Genomic DNA, 20,376 nt, shown 5'->3' on the forward strand with positions numbered 1-20,376 from the left:
GCTGAGGGCTCGTCTGATCAGCCATGATCGCTCGCTTCGTCGGCAGGTGATGCTGGTTGGGGGGCTTCCACCGGAGGGTAGACGCCCGCCGGTTACTGACTTCGGCTCGTCAGGGTGAAAGTCTGCGATCGTCCTGACACGGGCGGGGCTGCCGGTATTGTCCGGGATATGAACAGCATTGAACTGTGCGAGGTCATAGCAGACTTCGGGCGTCTGATCGGCCGTGTCGAGGAGACTGGCGAGCGGGTGTGTATCACCGACGGCGGCGAGCCGACGGGCGTGCTCCTCCCAGCGGCCGAGCTGGCCGATCTGGAGCACTTTGCGCAACGGGTACACGGCGGCCCGAGACCCCGGCCGAAAATGGTGCAGGAGTGTCCGGTCGGCCCGGAGCAGCAGGGCTCTTATATTCGGTATGTGCATACCGACGGGGTGCGGATGACGTTCACACGGGGCCGCGTGATCGTGGCCGAGCTTCGGTCCGTGGACGAGCTTAACTGGCTGGAGGGCAACGCGCGCACCGGCCGCCAGGGCTACATGGACCCGAAGCAGGCGGCTGCGTTCGAGGAGTTCCTCGCTCGCCAGCCTCCGGTCGGCGATGGCATAGCGTGGATCGCCGACGACTGGAGAGACCAGGAGCCCTTCACGGTGCTCGAATTCATCAAGGGCCCGGCCGCCGAAGAGATCGCACTCGCCTACGGAGCCGACGCTCAGGACATCACCGACGGGCTGCTGCTGCACCAGGTGCGAGAGTGGGATGCACGCGACGGTACTGACGACCTCCTTCGCGTGCTCGTTTTCGGGGAAGCAGCCGGGTGGACGTGGCTGGGCTACCACGACTTTGACAACGCCTTCTCTCCCCTCCTCAACCCGCCTCCCCCGCAGCAGATCACTCTGACCGCGACCATGGCCAAGGCCATCTACGACTTCAGCTACAGCAAGGACGGGGTGTACCAGAACCCCTTCCCGATCGAGGACCGCGCTGACGCACGGCGAGACATGTACGAGCTCATCTGGTACACCCCGGGTGAGACACCATTCGCCCCGAACGCGCCTCTGGGCTTCCTCAACCCGCACATCCGCCGCGCGGAAAAGGAAACAGACTGGGCGGACAGCATTCCGCTGTTCTTCGCCGGACTGGAACGCGCCTTCGACCTGTCCCTGCCCCGGGACGCGATCACATCCGGGCACGTGCGTTGCGCCCGCCCCGCCCGCCGCTGAGCGGACAACGTCCTACCGGTACAGCCCGTGGGGCGAGCGCCCGGATGCTGGTCGGCTTTCCTCCGGCGACGCCCAGGAACTCAAAGAAATCCGCGCCACCTGCCCGCACCTCGACGCCACAGCCAGACATGTCCTCGACTTCGCAGCCATGCTCCACGACCGCCGCGGCGACCTGCTGCGCCGCCGCATACTTCTCGCGAGCTGACTGGCTCGATCACAAGATCGTCGACAGAGCCGAATTACGTGATTGTCCACAAGCGGTCTCGGCGCGGCGGATCAGGGTGCGAATGCGCTTGATCTCCGCTTCGGGCGGAGTCGATTCGGTGCGTGCCCGGTCGTCCAGTTCGGTCGCGCGGTCAGCCGTGGGTGCAGCCGGTTCCACGCCTGCGCGGTGGCCTTTCCGTAAAGCCGGGTGTCGGTGACCGTTACGGCCTGTTCGTCGCCCCAGGTGGCCGGGGCGCAGAAGGCTCACTCGCTGCCGTGCTTGGGCGGTCGGCCGCCTTGGGGGTCGTAGACGCGCGGTGGCATCGGCCGGCGCATCACCCGGTCCGAGTGCAGACGGCCGAGAATCTCGACGGGCAGCCCCGCCAGCCGGTGCGCAAGGCGCGCGGCGTCATACCGGGAGTCGAGCACAACCAGGGTGTCAGGGTCCCCGTCGTGCCACTGCCCGGCGATGATGAGCCGCTCGACGATCTCGCGCAGTTGGACGGTGGCGGCCGTCGGCCGCCTTCGGCAGCGGAAGCCCGGCGATCGTCCGCCGCAGCCGGTCGACATCCAGGCGCCCCTTGTTCAAGCCGCCGTACAATGCACCGTGACCACGGCGGTGTTCCGGCGCAAGGACTGGCTGCGCGGCGAGACGGGGCTCACCGTCGCCGAGGCCGTCTGTATTCGCTCCCACCGCGTCCGCCGATGAGCACCGCCCCCTCAATTCGATCATCTAGACTCACCGCGTCGGAAGGGAGCGCCGATGAAGCCACTGGCGGCGGACGAAGTCACCGGAGTGTGGGGAACGCTCCTGCTCCCCATCAAGGGGCGAGGCGACATCATCTGGGACCGGCTGACGGGCCAGCTCGACGTGCTGCTGACCAGCGGCATCGATGGCGTCTACGCTCACGGCACCGCAGGCGAGTTCCACACCCTCGACGAAGCCGAGTTCGACCGGGTGAACGCGGTGCTGGCACAGCGGTGTGAGGCGGCCGGGCTGCCATACCAGATCGGTGCCTCGCATCCGGCCACACCGACGATGCTCGATCGCATCCGACGCGCGGCCGCGCTCCGGCCGGGCGCCATCCAGGTGATCCTGCCGGACTGGGTCCCGCTGAGCGATGACGAGGTCGTGCGATTCCTGGTCGGTGCGGCCGAGACCGCCGGCGACGTGCCGCTGGTGCTCTACAACCCGCCGCATGCCAAGACCCAGGTGCCGCCGCCGCTTCTCAAACGGGTGGCTGCCCAGGTCCCCCAACTGGTCGGGGTCAAGATGGCCGGGGGCGACGACGCCTGGTACGCGGCCATGGCGGACGCCGTGCCCCAGCTGTCGATCTTCGTGCCCGGCCACCTGCTGGCGTCCGGGCTGGCTCGCGGCGCGCACGGCAGCTACTCCAACATCGCAGCCATGACACCTCGCGGCGCGGTCGCGTGGCATCGGCTGATGATGACGGATCCCGCCGCGGCCGCCGATGTGGAGCGGCGCATCGGCGAGTTCTTCGTCCGGCACCTCGCGCCGTTGCAGGCCCGCGGGCTGTCCAACCCGGCGCTGGACAAGTTCCTGGCCACCGTCGGTGGCTGGGCAGACATCGGCGTGACGCTGCGCTGGCCGGCGTCGTCGGCGCCCGTCGACGCGGTCGCACCGGCCCGCGCCGACGCCCACCGGCTGCTGCCCGAGCTCTTCCCGGTGTAGCTGGGCAGGCTGGTCGCCCTTCCCGCCGCCTCCTGCTGCCCGCAGCGCGACACGGGGCGGTGAAGCGGCGGCGGGTGATCGTGGTGCGTCGCCAACTACTCGACCACTGCTTCGTGGCGAAGCAGTGGCGTGCGTTCTTCGCCAGCCGAAAGGGATGGGGCGTGGCATTGACGGGCGGAGACGCTGCCTTGGTCGACAAGGTCCTCGTACACCCCGACCTTGAACCTGATCAGGTCCAGGGACTGAGTGAGCCTGCCGATCTGGGCGGTGACGTGCTCATAGTGCTCGCGCATGAGTCTGAGCCGTTCTTCCTCGTTACCGGCACCTTCTCTGACGAGGTCGGCGTATCGGCGAAGCGCGGGCAGGGGCATGCCTGAGGCGCGGAGAATGATGCAAACGGTCAGCCAGTCCACGTCATCCTCGCTGTAGACGCGGCGCCCGCCAGGTCCGCGTCGCACGTCGTTGACGAAGAGGCCCTCGCGCTCGTAGAAGCGCAGCGCGTGAACGCTCAAACCGGTGCGTTCGGCGACCTGTCCGATGCTCAGACTTGTCCTGATCTCTGACATGCCGGTCAGGGTAACGGGGTTGATCTAGAGCCGAGTCTAGTTCCTAGGGTGACTCGTGCGTTCGACGCTTCTGTCGCTCTGCGTGATCGGTTGAACTGAAAAGGGAGCATCACCATGCGCTATCGCACCCTCGGCAGAACCGGTATCGAGGTCAGTGTCCACTGCCTCGGGACCATGATGTTCCAGGATGGCTGCAACCCCGACCACGACGATTGTGTCCGCATCATCCACGCCGCCCTCGACCAAGGGATCAACTTTGTCGACACCGCCGATATGTACGGACAGGGTGAGTCCGAGGAGATCGTGGGAAAGGCGCTGCGGGGGCGCCGTGACGACGTCGTACTCGCCACCAAGGTCCACTTTCAGATGGGTGAGGGCCGCAACCGCAGTGGCAACTCGCGGCGTTGGATCCTCAAGGCGGTCGAGGACAGCCTCAGGCGACTGAACACTGACTGGATCGACCTCTACCAGGTCCACCTCCCCGACCACTCCACGGACATCGAGGAGACGCTCTCGGTGCTCAGCGACCTCGTGCGCCAGGGAAAGATCCGCGCCTTCGGTTGCTCGAACTTCCCGGCCGAGGAGATCGTCGAGGCGCACCACGTCTCCGAGCGCCGCAGCCTCGGACGCTTCCGCACCGCCCAGCCGCCCTATTCGATTCTGGCCCGCGGGATCGAGGCCTCGCTCCTGCCCGTCTGCGAGCGCTACGGAATGGGGGTACTGGTCTGGAGCCCCCTCGCCTTCGGATTCCTCACCGGCAAGCATCGCAAGGACCAGCCCGTCGACCTGGCAGCCGGCCGTGCCGCGCTCCGCCCGGCGTTCTTCGATCCCGCGATCGCCGAAAACGCCGCCAAGCTCGATGCCGTCGAACAGCTGATCGAACTCGCGACAAGCATTGGCTGCACCCTCCCGCAGCTCGCCGTAGCCTTCACCGTGGCCCACCCCGCCGTCACCTCGGCAATCATCGGACCGCGGACCATGCAACAGCTGGAGGATCTACTCAAGGGCGCCGCGCTCACCCTGGATGACGCGGCCCTCGACCGGATCGACGAAAACGTGCCGCCCGGGGTGAACCGGTACAACCCCAGCACCTCCTTCCCCCCGCGATCACTGACCGACACCGCCTTGCGGCGCCGCCCACTCGCCCAACGCGCCGCGGCCTGAGGTCGGCGACTGCCCTCCTGCCGGGAAACGATCGCCCCTCCCATGGGAAGCGATCTTCAAAGGTGTTGGGCGGAGCTGGTCGGACCCACTCGAGAACACCCGGTTACCGGCCGCCGGGCGGCGGCCGGTAACTGTCTGTTTCTGGTCTGATCTTGCAGCCAACAAGGTCAGCATCAGCCCTTCCGTCGTGCCTGTGAAAGGACAGCGGCGTAATCGGCCACCTCGGCCTGGACAGCACCTCAATCGACCCTGCCGAGCAGGCATCTCGCGCAGTCCAAGCCTTTCCGCAGTTCAGGCTTCTGCCGCAGTTCCCCCCACCCTCGTCCTACCGAGCCTGAAGGAACGCTCGCGCTCCACGCAGCCGTGTGCGCACGCGTCCCTGGGTAGCGCTGCTGTCGAGGCGAACGTCCAGGGCCCCGGGCATGGGGGTATCGGCTCGGCGCCCGGCAGGCAGCCGGGTTGCGTCGATTCCGTCGCGTCGGGCGATGAGAACGCCGAGTTCGTGACGGCTGAGGGCGTCCGCTCCGGCAAGGTGGAACATCCCGGCCTGGTCGGACATGACGAGTTCCCGCAAAGCAGAGGCGAGGTCTTCGACGTGCACCGGGCAGCGGATGTCGTCGGTGAACAGGACGCCATCGCGGGTGCCGGCAACCAGGGCGTGGACCATGCGCTCGTGAACGGATCCGCCGTGCCCGATGATCAACGAGGTGCGTGCGACCGCAGCGGCCGGCGCCAGCAGCCGCACAGCGGTCTCGGCGGCCGCCTTTGCCGCACCATAAGGGGTGAGGGGATCAGGCAGGCAGGCCTCGTCGTAGTGGATCCGGGAACCGGAGAACACGGCGTCACTGGAGACGTGGACCAGGCGGCAACCGCGCTTCGTCGCGGCTACCGCCACGCGGATCGAGCCGTCGGCGGTGACCGTCCAGTCGCTCCATCCGCTCGTCGCGTTGATGACGGCACTGGGAGCAACCGCCGCGCCAGTACCTCATCGACCTGCCCGGGGGCACGAAGGTCGAGCTGGTACCACGAGGCTCCGGGCATGCTGCCCGGGCGGGAGCAGTACGTCGCGGCCGTCTCCCAGCCCGCAGCGATCGCCTGACGCACAAGCTCCTTCCCCAGAAACCCGCTGCCGCCGATGATCAAGACCCTCATGGCGCCCAACGATAGGGCAGCCCCGCTCCTCCCAGGCAGGCCGCCCGGGCCTCGGCAAACTTGTCACCGGCCTGACCACCAAACCCGGTGAACGTTCCCGGACACGCTCTGGCCAGCACTGTCTGCGGCAGTGTGTTCGAGGATTGCGGGGACGACCGGCGCCCAGTCGGCTCGCTCGACCCCATGGCCGGCGGCCTCCAGAACCAACAGCCTTCCCCTGGAGATCCGTTCCGCCAGTGCCTCACCGTGCCGGAGCGGGAACATCGGATCGGCGGTCCCGTGGATCACCAGCGTGGGCACCACGATCGAGGACAGGGGCGCCTGTGAGAGCTCGTCGTCCGGAAGTCAGTCGTGGTTGCGGGCCGCGGTGAAATCGTGCACGCGCTCGTCATCACGACGGACACGTAGTAGGTCAGGGCCGCGACGGCGGCGGTGAGCTGGGGCCCTTCGAGTCCGGCCCTGTTGAGCCCGGAACAGATCAGCTCGGATCGTGCGAGGGCGTGGGGGCCGAGTAGTGGGCGGGTGGCCACCAGGGCAGGCAGCCAGGAGTGGCGCCGCATGGCGCGTCTGCTCCGGGTCAGCTGGCGGGTGAGGGCCTCCCGCCAGGGCATACCGTCGATGCCGTCCAGTTCGATCTCCGCAATGACCTCATCCACGGCAAGGTCGATGAGGTTCTCCTTTGATCCAGCCGAGAACGGCCGAGCAGCAACGACTGCGCGCCTTGCGCCGACATCACGAGTACGGCATTGAGCGAGTCCCCTCGCAGATCCACGCAACGCCCGCACGGCTTGCGGCGGTGACGGCCGACTGGAGCGCCAGGCCACCGAGGTCTTTCAGGTGATGCCAATGGCATCCGCAGCGTCCAGGACAGGGTTTGGCATCACGGCCGACGGCCCTCACCGATGAACAACTGGTCGCGCACAGCAGGGCGCCGGTCGGCCAGCATCGTGGAGACGACGGACGACGAGGGCGAGCCCGTTACGCTCACCGTCATGATCTGCGCACATGCCGATGGCCGCGTCGTGATGCGGCCTTCGGGTCCTTCCTGAATAACTGAACGGGAGCCGTGGACCGTGGTGCGATACGACTTCCCCCGCTCCGGCGCCGACGCCTACTTCGCCGGGTTCGACCGGACCATCGGTGTTCTCGCCGAGACGCGCGGGGGCCACCGGGCGCGGGCCGCGACGCTGGGCGATGCCCTGGCCGCCGTGCTGGCGCTGTGGCTGCTGCGCCGGCAGGACCCGTCGGCGGAGTGGGCCGGGCAGCGGCTCATGGCGTTCTACGGCCACGTCCGTGAGGTACTCGACGGCCATGGCGGCGACTTCGCCGTATACCTCGTCGAGCTCGACTTGGCCCTCGAGAGCGAGACGTCCACCGGCTGGTACAACGCCTGCTTCACCCGCAGCGTGGTCGAGGTCCTGCTGCGGGACGCCGGTCTGCCGCCGACGGCGCTGGTCGCGTCCGACTGGGCGGAGGCGACGGACGAGGAGATGCGCGAGGTCGCGACCAGGGTGCCGCCGCTCCCGGCCGACGCGATCCCGCGGGGCATGCCGGAGGAGCACTCGTGGTGGTTCGTCGCGTCCGGGCCGCCCGAGGAGATCGCGTACGACTACTGAGGCAGGTCCAGCTGGGCAACCGTGACGACCACGCCGTCCTCGGTCGTGACCAGGGCCGATACGGTGAGTTCATCGTCACCCGGCCGTACGCGGGCGCCACGACGTCCCACATGCAGCCCGGGCAGCACCGCTGGTGTAGGCGACAGCCGCACGATGCTGCCTTCCCTGCGCCATTGCGCCGTCGGTCTCAACGTCCCTCACCTTCATTTCCTGACGCATGGCGGCAGCGCTTGGACCGGGCCGCTGCCCATGTCGGGCAGCGCGTCGTGGTGCTGCCGAGCTCACGAGCCTGGTCGCGCCCGGCGGCGGCAACCGCTGAGCCGCGTCCCCTGATCCTCCTCGGTGGCAACGGCGAAGGCGGAGAGGAGCGTCGCAGCGGCGAGGCTGCCCCAGAGGGCGGCCGGGCCGTGGGGGGCGAGAGCGGTGATGACCGCCGGGGAGACGGCGAGGCCGAAGCCCGTGGAGAGCTGGAAGCGGGCGAGGGCGCGTCCCAGGACATGGGCCGGGGCGAGGGCAGTGACGAGCGCGGTGGCGCTGCCGGCATAGATGATCTCGCCGATGGTGCAGACCACGGACACCGTGGCGACGGCCGGGGCACTCCAGCTGTGTCCCAGTGAGGTGGCCGCGAGAAATCCGAGGTAGGACGCGGTGAGTACCACGCCGGCGAGAGCCAGCACGGTCCGCCGGGAGAAGCGGGACATCAGGACGGTCACCGGAACCTGCAGGGTGACCACCAGCACCGTGTTGGCCACGAAGATGGCTGCCGACCACACCGGGGATGCGTGCAACTGTGTCACCAGGATCAGCGGAAGCGCGACTTCGGGGACGTTGAGGCAGAAGACGTAGACCACGTTGGCGGCCAGTAGCGCCCGCATCCGAGGTGCGGGCCCGTCGTCCCTGTCCTTGGCGGGGGTAGCGGCCGGGTGTGCGTGTAGGTGGACCGACCACGCCAAGGCCGCCGCGGCGAGATAGGCGAGCCCGGTGACGGCTGCCAACGCCTGCAATGCGGTGGTGCCGCCTGCCAGGCATACGGTGGCGATGAGCGCGCCCACGCCCAGACCGGCGTTGCGCAGAGCACGGCCTCCCGCAAGAGCGGCGTCACGTTCCCGGCCGTGGGCGACCGTGGCCACGAGAGCGGCGTGGGCGGCCGGCCACGCCTGGTTGCCGATGCCGAGGAAGAGCGCCGCCGTCGCGAACAGCCAGACGTACCCCGCCGGGGTGGCCAGAAGCAGCGCCACGCCCAGCACCCGCACCAGCATCGACGCTGCCACGACCGTGCTGCGTGCGCCCCGGTCCAGCCATCGGCCGACCGCGGGCATGCATGCCAGACCCACGACGACGCCGACCGTCATGGCGATGCCGGTGGCCGGCGCGGACAGCCTCAGCACCGTCACCCCGTAGAGCAGCAGAAAGGGCCGCAGCAAGCCGGTGCCAAGCGCGTCCACGGCCAGGGCGACGGCATAGCGTGGGCCTCCGGAGGCACGGACGAGGGCGCGCGGCTGGATCTTGGTGGTGGTTGCCATGGCGTCAACGGTGCGTTCGGCCGCCGGGCCGACTATGTCGGTTGACGGACACCGTCAATCGACGCGGTCGTCGGCGATCCGACCAGCGATGATGAGGGGATGACGTTGAGGATCGACATCGGCGGCCTGCCGTCCGGGCGACTGCGGTTCGCTGCCTCCCCGCTGGCCGAGCTGACCGCGATGCTGCACGTCCTGGCCGAACCCGGGCATCACCCGCAACTCGCCGGCTGGGCCGGGGACGTCTGGGCCGGGCTGCGGCCGGAGCTGGCCGAGCGGCTCAGGGAGGCGGAGTTCCTCTGGCGTTCCTCACGAGCCGACTTCCTGGTCCCCGCTCGTCCCCGGCTGACCCTCGCCGAGGAGTTGGACGATGTAGACCGGATCGACGATGAAACCTATGTGACCGCCGCGCTCATTACCACGTGCGGCAGCAACCGGATCCACTTCGCCGCGCCGTCGCCGCTCACCGACGCCACTGCGCGCGAGCGGGCCCTGGACCTGGCCCAGGCCCGCGGCGCGCTCCAAGAGGCCTTCGCGGAACGGCTGCTCGCGGACCCGGCCGCCGTGCGGGCGCGGGTGCGCCACACCCTCGAACAGTGCGCCGAGGCCTTCTTCGACGCCGCCTGGACGGGCGTCGCCGTGCAACTCGCCACCGACCTGCGCCTGAAGAATGACCTGCTGAAGCGCCAGGGCATCGGAGCGGCACTCGCATCGGTCTCCGGCGCGGTCACCCTGGCACCGGACGGCGACTGCATCATCCTGGACAAGCTGCAGGACAAGTCGACCGCCGCCCACGGCACCGGGGTCATCTTCATCCCCAGTGTATTCGGCAGCCCGCATCTGGTGGTGGTCCACGCGCCCGGGTGGCAGCCGGTGGTGCAGTACCCGGTGGCCGAGCCGAGTCCATCAGAGCCGGTATCGCTGGAAACGGTCACACTACGGCTGGAGGCACTCGCACATCCGGTACGGCTGCGGCTGCTGCGCACCCTGGCCCGCGGCCCGCACACCACCAGTGAGCTGGCCCATACCTGGGAACTTTCACCCCCGGAGGTTTCCCGCCACCTCGCTGTCCTGCGCCGCGCAGGCCTGCTCACGTCCCGGCGGCACGGTCGTTACGTCCGCTACACCCTCAATCTGCCCGATCTGACGGCGCTGGGCACCGACCTACTGGCGGCCGTACTGCGCTGAGTAGCTTCGGTCTGCCGGAACACGGGCGACCGCCGCCTTCACAGCATCGCCCGACTGGGCAGGCAGCCGGGCAGCTCCATACTCCGAGGTGACGTCCTGCCCACGGCTTGGCGGGTTGTCGCCGAAGTGGTGCTCGTAGATCTCCTCAAGGGCCTCGAAGACTTCTTCGGCGCTGTCCGGGCGTTCGGCCGGGTTCTTGGCCAGGAGTTGCGCGACGCGGTTGATGAGTTCCGGCCGCGCGTCGGGGCGCAGGCTGGTGAGGGGGGTTGGCTGTTCGTCGAGATGCTGGTTGACCAGGTGCCAGGAGGTGCCGCCGAAGGGCCGCTGTCCGGTGACCATCTCGTAGAGCACGCACCCGAGCGGCGGGCGGGAATCCGTCCCCGCCCGAGCAGGCCAGTCCTGACGATCTCCGGCTTGATCAGGCGCTCTTGATCGCACGGATCGAGTACATCAATGGGATACGTGGGTGGCCGGCTGGGAAGCGGTACTCCCCGTTCCTGGAACGCTCCAGCATCGGGTAGCGCTGGAAGAGCATGGCGTCGTGCTCGTGCAGGAACTCGATCCGGAGCCCGGCCTGCGCCAGTGCGGTTACCACCTCTCCGAGTGGATGCTGCCACTGGACCGAGAGCGTCTTGGTGAGAGGGGGGCCGTCGGTGTACGTATGCGGGAAGTCGTAGGTCTGAGCCTGGGTCCGGAAGTAGTCGTGTTCCAGGGTCTTACCATCCTCGCCCAACAGCTCGGTGAGCGGGTGGAATTCCGCGAGATAGACGGCTCCGCCGTCCTTCAGCATGGAGGACACCACGTTGGCCCAGCGGAGTAGGTCCGGTAGCCAGACCAGGGCTCCGAGGCCGGTGTAGACGATGTCGAAGCGCTCCCCGTCCAGGGCTGCGGGCGCTTCATAGACGTCCGAGACGACGAACCGTGCGCGGTCTGTCATGCCGATGTCCTCGGCCAGTGTGCGCGCAGCGCGGACGGCGGCGCGGGAGAAGTCCAGGCCGGTGACCTCTGCACCACGGCGTGCCCATGACAGAGTGTCCTGACCCATGTGGCACTGCAGGTGCAAAAGGCGCTTGCCGGACACATCGCCGACCTCGTCGAGTTCGAACGAACGCAGAGTGGACCCGCCTGCCCGGAATCCGGGCAGGTCGTAGAAGTTGCTGACCGCGTGAATACGGACCCTGTCGTCCCAGTTCTCACGGTTGAGCTGGAGCCAGTCCGTCTCCGTGTTGGTCATGCCCGCGACCGTACTGGTCGGCCGAGGTGCTCCGCATGTGAATTGTCACGACCCGGCGGTGCCACTTGCAGGAAGCAGTGCTCACGATGTCGTGGACACTGTGGCGGCCGACTCCGGTGTGGCTGGGCCGACCCCCGCCTGGCACTCGGCGCCGGTGGCTGTCTTCTCTGCGCGGATCACCCGCTCAGGCTGGTCCGCGGGGAATCCCAGGTCCTCCACAGTTCCAGCCAGCCCGCCGCACGGGCAGCGGGCACGAGCGCCCCACTGTTGTAGGTCCCCTACAAGGAGTCGCGGGCACCCCCTTTCTCGCCGTCACTCTGTCACTGCCTCCGTCTTCGCGGCCTTGACTCCTCAACGATCTCGTCCGCCTCGAGCACGCTCCCGTCGGATTGGCGTACGCGAACCCCTGGGAGATCGTTTTCTTCCGATGTTTCATCCTGGAACTGGAGTTTGATCCCGGGGTATCGGGTCGCGTCATGAGCCCTGACCTGAAGCCCTATGGACGAGGCACCGCAGCCATCACTGGCACCCGATCTGTCGGCCTGGATGGAGGCCCGATCCCAGCAGTTCACCAACTGGCGCCAGGACACGGGAGCTCTGAAGGGCACCTGGGACTTCTCGCCAGCCTCCTTGGCGGCCCTGGAGGAGCTGGTGCGCGCCCACTGCCACAGCGAGCAGCAGATCCACACCGGCCGCATGAGCTGTTCCGGGAAGTCGACGACGCCGACGAGCCGATGGAAGCCCACCTGACCGACATCCTCAACAACTAGGGCTTGCCCAATGGGTCGGGATGCTTTTCATGGACGGGCTGTCAGCACCCAGCCATGGCGGCGCTCTCCGCCCCACACTGCATCAGTCAAAGCTCACCTTGACCCAACGCGAGATCAATCCGCACCGCGCCGGCTGGTGACACTGATGTTGTCCTGCCAGGCCGCTACCGAAAAACCAGAGGTCAAGCCGCGGTGTGGCCATTACGATCCGGATCATGAGTACTCACCATGTCGGCCCTACGTTCGTGCTGGTCCACGGCTCTGGCTCCAGTTCGTTCATGTGGGCGCCCGTCCAGCGGGAACTTGCGTTGCTCGGCCATCGCAGCTTCGCCGTCGACCTGCCTGGCCACGGCTTTGGCGCCCAGTACCCGGTGGCCTATCAGGCCCCGCAGAACCTGGACGCCTGGGCGGTCGAGCCTTCGACGCTGGCTGAGGTCACCTTGCAGGACAACGTGGGCATGGTGGTTGACGTCGTCCGCCGAGTGGCCCAGCACGGACCTGTGGTACTGGTAGGCGCAAGCCTTGGCGGCACCACCATCACGGGAGTGGGCAACACGGTGCCCGAATTGGTGGACACGCTTGTGTACATTTCCGCGTGGTCCTGCGTACAGCGGTCCAGCCCTGTTGAGTACATGCAAGAGCCCGAGTTCGCCGACAACCTGTTGGCCCCGCTGGCCGCGTTGAACGTGGGCGACCCGGCCGGGCTCGGCGTCGGACGGGCGAACTACCGCACGGCCGATCCCGACCTGCTGGCCGCGCTCAAGGCAGCGGTCATGGCGGACGCCACCGACGAGCAGTTCCGTGCCTTTCTCAACATTCTGCAGCCTGATGAGTCGCTTGCCGTGATGACAGCTGATGCTCGCGTGCAGGCTGACACCTGGGGAACGATCGCCCGTACGTATATTCGACTCACCGGCGACCGCTCACTGCCGGTGGCGATGCAGGATCGTCTGATCGCCGAGGCCGACGCACTGACGCCTGACAACCCTTATGACGTGCACACCCTTGACACTAGTCATGTCGGCTTTCTCCTGCGCCCGGCGGAGGTGGCGGGAATTCTGGATCGGCTGACCGCCTAGAAGCAGTCCGCCATGACCCGGGCCCTCATCTCTGGTGGAGCCACAATCCGATCGCGGCGACGGTGACAGCGCCGTGAAAGACGTAGGCGCACTCGTCGAAGCGCATAGCCACGGCGCGGCTGATCTTCAACTTGCCGATCAACCGGGCCACTTCGTTCCAGCGGACGTACCGCGCCAGGTCAAAGCCGGCGGGCCGGCCCCCGCGGCTGTGCCCGTTGGCCCGTTGGGTTCTCCGATTCTGGGATGGCGTGGCTGATCTGGCGTCGGCGCGGATACCGGCGGTTTCGGCGGTTTCGGCTGTTTCGGCGGTTTCAGGGCAAGGAATACGCCTGTCCGCACCCAGGTGGTCCGGTCGCGTCCGGAGACGTCCGCCACCCACGCATGGGACCCAAATGTGTTCCAGGACCGGGATCATCTGCGGCGCGTCACCTCACTGCCCGGGAGCGACCAGCACAGCCAGCGGCCTCAGACCGCCCTCACCCATGAGGTGGGTCCTCGGCGCAAGCCCGCCCCGCGAGCGCCCCGGGGCCTCGTCGGCACGGTGTCCGGTCGGCTGGTGGCTCGGCTGGTGGGTGCCGCCGGGGACATGCTCGGCCTGGCGGCGTGCGCCGACAGCAGGCTGATAGGCCCGTACACCATTGAGTCCGCACTGGTCATGCTCCAGTCGATCCGGCCCGCCGAACAGAACGACCCGACCGTCCGTACATGGCACAACTCACCGGACAGGCCCTCGTCGAGCGCGGGTGCCGTGTCACGGTGTCGGCGACGACGCGCGCGATGTGTTCCGGGGGGGTGCCGGCCCTGGCCCGCCACCGGTATGCCCATCCGCTGACCGAGCTGCTACCGCACACAAACCCTGACGGCTGACCCGCCCGATCCGCTGGGAACTCGTCGCTCAGCAGTACGGCCAGGCGATCGGGCACCGGCTGAGGACGTGTGGGCCGTCAGCATTTCCGAGCGGTAAGCGTCGTCGACAGAGCGGCGTGTCGGCAGCGGGGCTCCGGCTCAGATCACTGGGCGGAGACCTTGTGGACGATGGTGTCATCGGGGTCCAGCCGTCGCCCATCCGCAGAAAGCACTTCCAGTGCGCGGAGGCGATGTCCCTGCCGACGGTCGACCAACTCTGAGTGTGGTTCGCCCGAGGCAAAGAAGTGCCGTTCGCCCCACTGCCGCAGTGCCACGATGACGGGGAAGAGGGCCTTGCCCTTCGGGGTCAGTACGTACTCGCGGTAGGAGCTGCCGTCCGCGGCGGGGACGGATTCGAGGACGCCGCCGGCGACCAGGGTGCGCAGACGCGCGCTGAGGATGTTCTTCGCCACGCCGAGGCTGCGCTGGAACTCCCCGAAGCGCCGGCTTCCGTCGAAGGCGTCCCGCACGATCAGCAGGGACCACCAGTCGCCGATCGCGTCCACCGACCGGGCGACGGGACATTCGCTGTCGTCGAAGCGCGTCCTGGTCACCATGGCGTCCCTCACTCTCTCAACGGTTGCAACATGCTACCAAGAAAGTTACCGTCGCCGTTGGTGGCAAGATGAAACCAGACATACGGAGGGGTGCTGATGCCCGGCAGCGATGAGGCTGTGACACGACGGACCGAGGCCCGAAGCGGGGAAAGTTCCGCGTTCGTCCTGTCCCGTGGTGTCGTCATACTGTTCGCCGTCGCCTGCGGGGCAGCGGTGGCCAACGTCTACTTCTCCCAGCCGCTCCTGGTGACCGTGGGCCACGACCTCGCCATGAGCCCGGCACTTGTCGGCAGCGTGGTCACCCTCACGCATGTCGGATACGGGCTGGGACTCTTCTTCCTCGTGCCGCTGGGCGACGTGGCCGACCGCAGACGGCTCATCGTGACCCAGTTGCTGCTCCTGGTGGTCGCGCTGGCTGTGATAGCCGCCGCCCACACGGCGGCGATCCTGCTCGCGGGCATGGCCGCGATGGGGCTTCTCGCGGTCGTGACGCAGACGCTGGTGGCCTTCGCGGCGTCACTGGCCCCTCCCGCCGGGCGCGGACGGGTCGTCGGTCTGGTCACCAGCGGCGTGGTCATCGGAATCCTGCTCGCTCGCACCGCATCCGGTCTCATGGCCGATCTCGCGGGCTGGCGCTCCGTATACGTCGTCTCGGCGTCGCTCACCGCGCTGCTCGCCCTGGTCCTGTACCGAGTGCTGCCACACCACAGTGACGCTCCACCGACAACCCTGCGCTACGGACAGCTCCTGCGCTCCACGATCACCCTGTTCGCACAGGAACGACTGCTGCGGCTCCGGGCCCTGTTCGGCCTGCTGATCTTCGCCGCCTTCAGCACCCTGTGGAGCAGCGTCGCGCTGCCGCTGAGCGAGGCCCCGTACTTCCTGCCCCACAGCGCGATCGGGGCGCTGGGGCTGATCGGTGTCGCCGGCGCCTTGGCCGCGACCGTGGCGGGCCGCCTGAACGACCGCGGACTCTCCCGGCGGACCACCGGCATCGCCCTGGCGCTGCTCGCCGCCTCGTGGTTGCCCCTGGCCTTCACCCGCAGCTCACTCTGGGCCCTGGTTGTCGGGGTGATCCTTCTCGACCTCGCCGTGCAGGCGGTCCATGTCACCAATCAGACCCTGATCTACGCGCTGCACCCGGACGCGGGCAGCCGACTGATCGGCGGATACATGGTCTTCTACTCGATCGGCAGCGCCACCGGCGCCATCGCTGCGACCTCCCTCTACACGGTGGCCGGCTGGGGCGCCGTATGCACACTGGGTGCCGCGTTCAGCTGCCTCGGGCTCGTGCTGTGGGCGTTCACTCGACACAGCGCTCCGGACCCCGCCGCCAAGGTGATCTCTCGCAGCGGATCCTGAGCGTTCTCGCCGAACGTCGAGTGACAGGCGCGCCGCAGGCGCCGCGTGAACACGTTAAACCGCCCGGGGCCTGTACGGCGAGGTCAGGGTCGTGCGCTGCCGGCGGTCAGCATCCATCACCTCGGGCCGCACCGCGACGGACTCCCGCACCTGTTGAATCTGGTCGAGCAAGGGGTGCAGGTCAATGCCACGGGATTCGGGCGCGTCGACCTCGACGCTGCCGAGGTCGTGTCCGCCATCGTGAAGACCAACCCCTCCGCGCTGATGGTCGGCACCGACTTCCTAGGAAGCTTGACAGGTCCAGAGAGCGATCGCGGGGCGCGGCGACATCAACGGTCCGGGGCTCTCTCGGGTCTGCAGGTCGAACTCCGAGTGTTCCAGCAACGGCCAGCGGTCGCCGCCGAAGCGGGCGATGGGCCCGGGCTCCGCCGCGACCGCCAGATGGCCGAGGACGACGAGGATGGGCGCCGAGGCCACCGTGGTGGACGACCGCGAGCACCGTTGGCCCAAGAAGGTACGGATGGATGGCTTCGTCTACGGCTCCCTCCGCTCCGACACGACATCCCCGCAGGCGAACGCGTGGCCCACCGCCTGGCGTGGATCCGTCGGAACCCCGGCTGTGCCCCGTGGCCGACCGTCCCCTCGGATACCGCCTGCTACGACACGAGCCGGAGGATGAGCAAGAGCACGAGGAGGGCGCCCAGGGCCGCTGCGACGATCTGCCAGGTTCTCTGTCGGGAGGGCAGAACAAGTACCTGGGGCGCGGTGACGGTGGGGAAGACGTAGTAAACCCTGTGCGGGTGCTGGGGCGCCTCGGCGCGGGCCAGCTGCAGGTACTTGAAGGTGGCCTGGCGGGCGATCTCACCCTCCAGGAGGGCGGTCCAGGTGATCTTCACGTTGTCCGGCAGTCCCAGCTTCGAGGCTTCACCACGCTCTTCGACGCGTCGACGCACCGCGTCCAGAACCTTCTGCTCGTCAAGCACCCAGCTCTCCCCTGCTGTTGATCTCCGGCCTTACCTCTGTCAGCGACCAGGGTCAGCACTGCAGGCGGAACTCATATCGGGACACTAGCGAACCACCGGCACGACTATGAGGCATTCCCAACAGCCGCCGACCCATGTGGAGGTGGATAGAGCACAGTGGCACGGCTGGAGCCGCTATGCCCAGACCGGGCATCGCTGCGCAAGGGAGCGTCTTTTAGAGCTGGACGGCGTAGCAGCGGAGCAGGTCGAGGTCGGCGGTCCGTACGACGGACCAGCCCGCGGTGAGGAACTCGATGTCGGCAGCGGTGATCCCCAGCTTCTTGAGGGGGTCGGTGTCCTCGCGGCGTTCGGCGAGCTCGGTGACGACCCACAGGACTCCGCCGGGTGCGAGGACGTGGCGGACCCGGTCGAGGAAGGCCGGTTTGTCGTCCACCCACCGGTAGACAAGGCGACAGGTGACGGCGGCGTACGCGGGCTCCAGCAGTTCGCCGAGGTCGCCGCTGGTGAAGTCCATCAGCTGCCAAACCGGACCGGGTTCGGCTTCGGCGTCCTGGGCGGCCGCGAGGGCGAGGGCGGTTGGAGCGCAGTCGATGCCGGTGGCGCGGTAACCGAGCTGGTGGTGGAGGTGGCGGGCGAGGGCGCCGTCGCCGCTGCCGATGTCGAGGGCCGGGCGTCTGCGGCCGGGGCCGAGATGCTTGGCCAGGAGCGTGGTCTCGGCGCCGGTGACCTGACGGTACCGGCGCCCGTCAGCCCACAGCCGCTCCCAGTAAACGGCAGACGCGGTTGCCATGGGGCCCTGCCTTTCGGGTTGGGGGTTTGAACTCGGAACTCCGACAGTTCGTCAAGTACCCCCGGACGGCGCGAGGGCGTCCACGGGGAGTAATTGTCAAGGCTTTGGGTCTGTGGAGCCCTGATGTTCCTTCGCGCATGACGTTGTCGTTGTCACTTCCTCGTTGGCGTGCTTGCTTCTGATCGCGGCCGCCTCGCATTGTCTTCCTTCAACGCCTGGCGGGAGGGATGGATATCCTTCCCCGCATGTCTGATGATCTTTATGCCTCCTTGGGCCCGGGGGTGCGGGCGCGGCTGGTCGCGGAGGTGTCCGTACCACTACGCGGCACGGTGCGCTTGTTGACGGACGGCTTTCTGGCAGTTCCCTGTGCCCGCGAGGTCATGGTGCTGGACCGTGCGTTGCGCGTCGTCTCCCGTTTCCCTGTCCCGGAGGAGCTGGCGCGTCGATATCGGGAGCCGGATGGGGACATCCGGGTCGATGTGAGCCCTGATCGCCGGTGGGTGGTTCTCGCGGGCACCGAGCGCATGATGGTCGTTGACTCGACCGGAAGGGTGGCCTGGCACACCACATATCCCACGTTCGGCGATGCCGGCGGCGACGCGGTGCCGGCCTGCGGAGTGTTCAGCTCCGACGGCTCCGAGTTGTGGGCCTTCATACCGGTCCTCGGCCCATACGCCGACGAAAACTGGGTGGATGACGCCGAGCGATGGGTGGTCAGGATGTCGGACTGGCAGATCACCGGTAGAGCGGAATCCCGCTATCGGGGGATCACGGACATCATCACCTCTCCCGATGGGAGCCGACTGGGATTTGCCTACTTCGACGGTCACCATGCGGATGGCATCTGGACTGCCTGGCACGACAACGTCGAGAGCACTCCGGTCCGAGGGGGCTGGTTCCCGCTGGACGTGTCTCCCGACGGTCGCCACTGGCTCGGCGGTACCTGGCACGACATCGTCGTGGGCGACTTCGCGGGGAGCGCGATCCGGCTGAACGAGGACGGGCAATGGGATCACTGGGAATTCACCCCGGGCGCCTGTTTCCTGGACCCGAAACAGGTGCTCGTCGCCGGACGTCACGACGACGAGAAGAACCGGCATCTGTTGTTCCGTACCGACACCTTGGAGCCGATCGGACATATCGCATACCCCGCGCAATTCCCGGATGAACAGAAGTGCGGGTTCGTGCGCGGTCACGGCGACGGCACCTGGCTGACCATGCACATCCCCGGATACGAACGGCCCGAGGAGGGACGACTCTGTCGCTGGGCCACTTGCTGAGTCCACCGACGCGAGAACCCGCTGTCCCGGGAAATGCCGCGAAAGGTCGACTTTGCTGTGGCGGGCGATCAGTGACGACAGACCGGGGGCGGCATTCGTCTCGGCGAGCTCGTTCACCAGAGCGGAGGCGGTGGTGCAGCGGTCCGTCAGGCCCAGCTCGCCGATGATCTCGGGCGGAATGTGCAGGTTCTTCTCATACTCAAAGGCCTCCAGCCGCTTGGGTCGTGAACCTCGCTGCCGGGTCTGACGGATTGAGCTGAAGCGCGGACCACCGGAGACCTGGCCGGCTCGCGCGGGTGAATGTCTCGCTCTCGCGCGACCCCGCCGGGACGGAGCCGGAGAAGTGGCGATCCCGTTCCTGCTCGCACCGCCGCCGCTTTGGCGGCGCTCAGACTTCCTGGAACTTTCCCGACGCGACCGAGGATACGCCTGAGAGATCGCCCTTGATGGGGACGAGGTGGTGCGGTGCAGGAGGAGCACGAGAAGCTCCGCCGTTACGACGCCGGCACCTCGGAACAGCCGCCGGGTCAGTTCCAGTGCCGCCAGACCGATGCGGGCAGTGCCGCGCGCCGGATCTGCGCGCCCGCCGGCGCCTGCCCGCCGCGGCCCTCGTTCGGGAGAAGTCCGCGGGCTCCCGCGCCCGGCCGCTGTTGCCGCCCCTCAGGCGGCGTGGCGGGCCCGGTCCCGATGGCCGCGGATGATCTCCGCGTAGCGGTGGCCGGTCCCCTTGATGGTGCGGGCCTGGGTGCGGTAGTCGACGTGGACGAGCCCGAAGCGCTTGCCGTATCCGTAGGCCCACTCGAAGTTGTCGAGCAGCGACCAGGCGAAGTAGCCGGCCAGCGGGGCGCCCTTGCGGGCTGCCGAGGCGCAGGCCGCCAGGTGTTGGATGAGGTATTTCTGGCGCTCGGGGTCGTCGACGGTGCCGTCCGGGCGTATGACGTCGGGGTAGGAGGAGCCGTTCTCGGTGACGTACAGCTTGCGGGCGCCGTATTCGTCGGTCAGGCGCAGCAGGAGGGTTTCGATGCCGGTGGGGTCGATCTCCCAGTCCATGCCTGTGCGGGGCACGTCCGGGCGGCGGACGGTGTGGGCGTGGG

Annotated in this window: 20 protein-coding genes and 3 pseudogenes; 9 read left to right on the plus strand and 14 right to left on the minus strand. The window is 68.0% G+C overall.

Features of this window, described 5'->3' with window-relative positions:
* Nucleotides 1–114 precede the first annotated feature (114 nt).
* On the plus strand, nucleotides 115–1,218 hold the full coding sequence (locus CCN51_RS12690) for a type II toxin-antitoxin system Phd/YefM family antitoxin (RefSeq protein WP_238545540.1): 1,104 nt from the start codon (nucleotides 115–117) through the stop codon (nucleotides 1,216–1,218).
* 327 nt (nucleotides 1,219–1,545) lie between these two features.
* Here CCN51_RS12690 and CCN51_RS12695 read toward each other — a convergent pair.
* Nucleotides 1,546–2,056 (minus strand): annotated as a pseudogene (locus CCN51_RS12695) (transposase); the annotation flags it as partial.
* A 129-nt stretch (nucleotides 2,057–2,185) separates the two neighbouring features.
* On the opposite strand from CCN51_RS12695, the gene CCN51_RS12700 reads away from it, so the two are divergent.
* Complete coding sequence (locus CCN51_RS12700; RefSeq protein WP_014181921.1) at nucleotides 2,186–3,115, plus strand: dihydrodipicolinate synthase family protein; 930 nt, start codon at nucleotides 2,186–2,188, stop codon at nucleotides 3,113–3,115.
* 95 nt (nucleotides 3,116–3,210) lie between these two features.
* On the opposite strand, the gene CCN51_RS12705 is transcribed toward CCN51_RS12700, so the two are convergent.
* Complete coding sequence (locus CCN51_RS12705) at nucleotides 3,211–3,681, minus strand: MerR family transcriptional regulator (protein ID WP_014181922.1); 471 nt, start codon at nucleotides 3,679–3,681, stop codon at nucleotides 3,211–3,213.
* Between the two features lie 114 nt (nucleotides 3,682–3,795).
* On the opposite strand from CCN51_RS12705, the gene CCN51_RS12710 reads away from it, so the two are divergent.
* Complete coding sequence (locus CCN51_RS12710) at nucleotides 3,796–4,845, plus strand: aldo/keto reductase (protein ID WP_014181923.1); 1,050 nt, start codon at nucleotides 3,796–3,798, stop codon at nucleotides 4,843–4,845.
* 325 nt (nucleotides 4,846–5,170) lie between these two features.
* Here CCN51_RS12710 and CCN51_RS12715 read toward each other — a convergent pair.
* The 3 genes and pseudogenes from CCN51_RS12715 to CCN51_RS56410 all read right to left on the minus strand — a co-directional run bounded on the left by CCN51_RS12715 (nucleotide 5,171) and on the right by CCN51_RS56410 (nucleotide 6,653).
* A pseudogene (locus CCN51_RS12715) lies at nucleotides 5,171–5,997 on the minus strand (SDR family oxidoreductase).
* A 63-nt stretch (nucleotides 5,998–6,060) separates the two neighbouring features.
* Nucleotides 6,061–6,261: an alpha/beta fold hydrolase family protein gene (locus CCN51_RS59935; protein WP_405385151.1), complete on the minus strand. Its 201-nt coding sequence runs from the start codon at nucleotides 6,259–6,261 to the stop codon at nucleotides 6,061–6,063.
* Nucleotides 6,262–6,281: 20 nt separating this feature from the next.
* A complete protein-coding gene (locus CCN51_RS56410) occupies nucleotides 6,282–6,653 on the minus strand; it encodes a TetR/AcrR family transcriptional regulator C-terminal domain-containing protein (protein ID WP_014181925.1) in 372 nt (123 codons plus the stop codon).
* A 417-nt stretch (nucleotides 6,654–7,070) separates the two neighbouring features.
* Here CCN51_RS56410 and CCN51_RS12725 point away from each other — a divergent pair, with 417 nt between their 5' ends.
* Nucleotides 7,071–7,613, plus strand: a complete 543-nt coding sequence (locus CCN51_RS12725; protein ID WP_014181926.1) for a hypothetical protein — start codon at nucleotides 7,071–7,073, stop codon at nucleotides 7,611–7,613.
* Here CCN51_RS12725 and CCN51_RS54910 read toward each other — a convergent pair.
* Nucleotides 7,607–7,804, minus strand: coding sequence for a hypothetical protein (locus CCN51_RS54910; protein ID WP_211303219.1), 198 nt, complete (start codon nucleotides 7,802–7,804; stop codon nucleotides 7,607–7,609). The genes CCN51_RS12725 and CCN51_RS54910 overlap by 7 nt on opposite strands.
* Before the next feature lie 90 nt (nucleotides 7,805–7,894).
* The gene (locus CCN51_RS12730) at nucleotides 7,895–9,136 is read right to left on the minus strand and encodes an MFS transporter (RefSeq protein ID WP_014181927.1); all 1,242 of its coding nucleotides are present in this window, start codon (nucleotides 9,134–9,136) and stop codon (nucleotides 7,895–7,897) included.
* A gap of 99 nt (nucleotides 9,137–9,235) precedes the next feature.
* Between CCN51_RS12730 and CCN51_RS12735 the strand changes: the two genes are divergently transcribed.
* Nucleotides 9,236–10,321, plus strand: a complete 1,086-nt coding sequence (locus CCN51_RS12735; protein ID WP_014181928.1) for a DUF5937 family protein — start codon at nucleotides 9,236–9,238, stop codon at nucleotides 10,319–10,321.
* On the opposite strand, the gene CCN51_RS12740 is transcribed toward CCN51_RS12735, so the two are convergent.
* Together CCN51_RS12740 and CCN51_RS12745 are read right to left on the minus strand one after the other, a co-directional pair.
* Nucleotides 10,298–10,672: a serine/threonine-protein kinase gene (locus tag CCN51_RS12740; RefSeq protein WP_014181929.1), complete on the minus strand. Its 375-nt coding sequence runs from the start codon at nucleotides 10,670–10,672 to the stop codon at nucleotides 10,298–10,300. The genes CCN51_RS12735 and CCN51_RS12740 overlap by 24 nt on opposite strands.
* Nucleotides 10,673–10,739: 67 nt before the next feature.
* The gene (locus CCN51_RS12745; protein WP_014181930.1) at nucleotides 10,740–11,555 is read right to left on the minus strand and encodes a class I SAM-dependent methyltransferase; all 816 of its coding nucleotides are present in this window, start codon (nucleotides 11,553–11,555) and stop codon (nucleotides 10,740–10,742) included.
* A 498-nt stretch (nucleotides 11,556–12,053) separates the two neighbouring features.
* Here CCN51_RS12745 and CCN51_RS12750 point away from each other — a divergent pair, with 498 nt between their 5' ends.
* Together CCN51_RS12750 and CCN51_RS12755 are read left to right on the plus strand one after the other, a co-directional pair.
* Nucleotides 12,054–12,305, plus strand: coding sequence for a hypothetical protein (locus tag CCN51_RS12750; RefSeq protein WP_014181931.1), 252 nt, complete (start codon nucleotides 12,054–12,056; stop codon nucleotides 12,303–12,305).
* Nucleotides 12,306–12,540: 235 nt separating this feature from the next.
* Nucleotides 12,541–13,404, plus strand: coding sequence for an alpha/beta fold hydrolase (locus tag CCN51_RS12755; protein WP_043492630.1), 864 nt, complete (start codon nucleotides 12,541–12,543; stop codon nucleotides 13,402–13,404).
* A 25-nt stretch (nucleotides 13,405–13,429) separates the two neighbouring features.
* On the opposite strand, the pseudogene CCN51_RS57285 reads toward CCN51_RS12755, so the two are convergent.
* A pseudogene (locus CCN51_RS57285) lies at nucleotides 13,430–14,079 on the minus strand (transposase family protein); the annotation flags it as partial.
* A gap of 335 nt (nucleotides 14,080–14,414) precedes the next feature.
* On the minus strand, nucleotides 14,415–14,867 hold the full coding sequence (locus tag CCN51_RS12765) for a winged helix-turn-helix transcriptional regulator (protein ID WP_014181934.1): 453 nt from the start codon (nucleotides 14,865–14,867) through the stop codon (nucleotides 14,415–14,417).
* A gap of 96 nt (nucleotides 14,868–14,963) precedes the next feature.
* Between CCN51_RS12765 and CCN51_RS12770 the strand changes: the two genes are divergently transcribed.
* Nucleotides 14,964–16,229: an MFS transporter gene (locus CCN51_RS12770; protein ID WP_193383764.1), complete on the plus strand. Its 1,266-nt coding sequence runs from the start codon at nucleotides 14,964–14,966 to the stop codon at nucleotides 16,227–16,229.
* 656 nt (nucleotides 16,230–16,885) lie between these two features.
* Here CCN51_RS12770 and CCN51_RS54915 read toward each other — a convergent pair.
* Complete coding sequence (locus CCN51_RS54915) at nucleotides 16,886–17,212, minus strand: hypothetical protein (RefSeq protein ID WP_014181938.1); 327 nt, start codon at nucleotides 17,210–17,212, stop codon at nucleotides 16,886–16,888.
* A gap of 214 nt (nucleotides 17,213–17,426) precedes the next feature.
* The gene (locus CCN51_RS12785) at nucleotides 17,427–18,002 is read right to left on the minus strand and encodes a class I SAM-dependent methyltransferase (RefSeq protein WP_014181939.1); all 576 of its coding nucleotides are present in this window, start codon (nucleotides 18,000–18,002) and stop codon (nucleotides 17,427–17,429) included.
* 227 nt (nucleotides 18,003–18,229) lie between these two features.
* Here CCN51_RS12785 and CCN51_RS12790 point away from each other — a divergent pair, with 227 nt between their 5' ends.
* Nucleotides 18,230–19,282: a hypothetical protein gene (locus CCN51_RS12790; RefSeq protein ID WP_143675788.1), complete on the plus strand. Its 1,053-nt coding sequence runs from the start codon at nucleotides 18,230–18,232 to the stop codon at nucleotides 19,280–19,282.
* A gap of 660 nt (nucleotides 19,283–19,942) precedes the next feature.
* On the opposite strand, the gene CCN51_RS12795 is transcribed toward CCN51_RS12790, so the two are convergent.
* The coding region (locus CCN51_RS12795) for a family 1 glycosylhydrolase (RefSeq protein WP_143675789.1) at nucleotides 19,943–20,376 on the minus strand (434 nt) is incomplete at its 5' end.

It is taken from the genome of Streptomyces milbemycinicus (assembly GCF_002154605.1).
Lineage (GTDB): Bacteria > Actinomycetota > Actinomycetes > Streptomycetales > Streptomycetaceae > Streptomyces > Streptomyces milbemycinicus.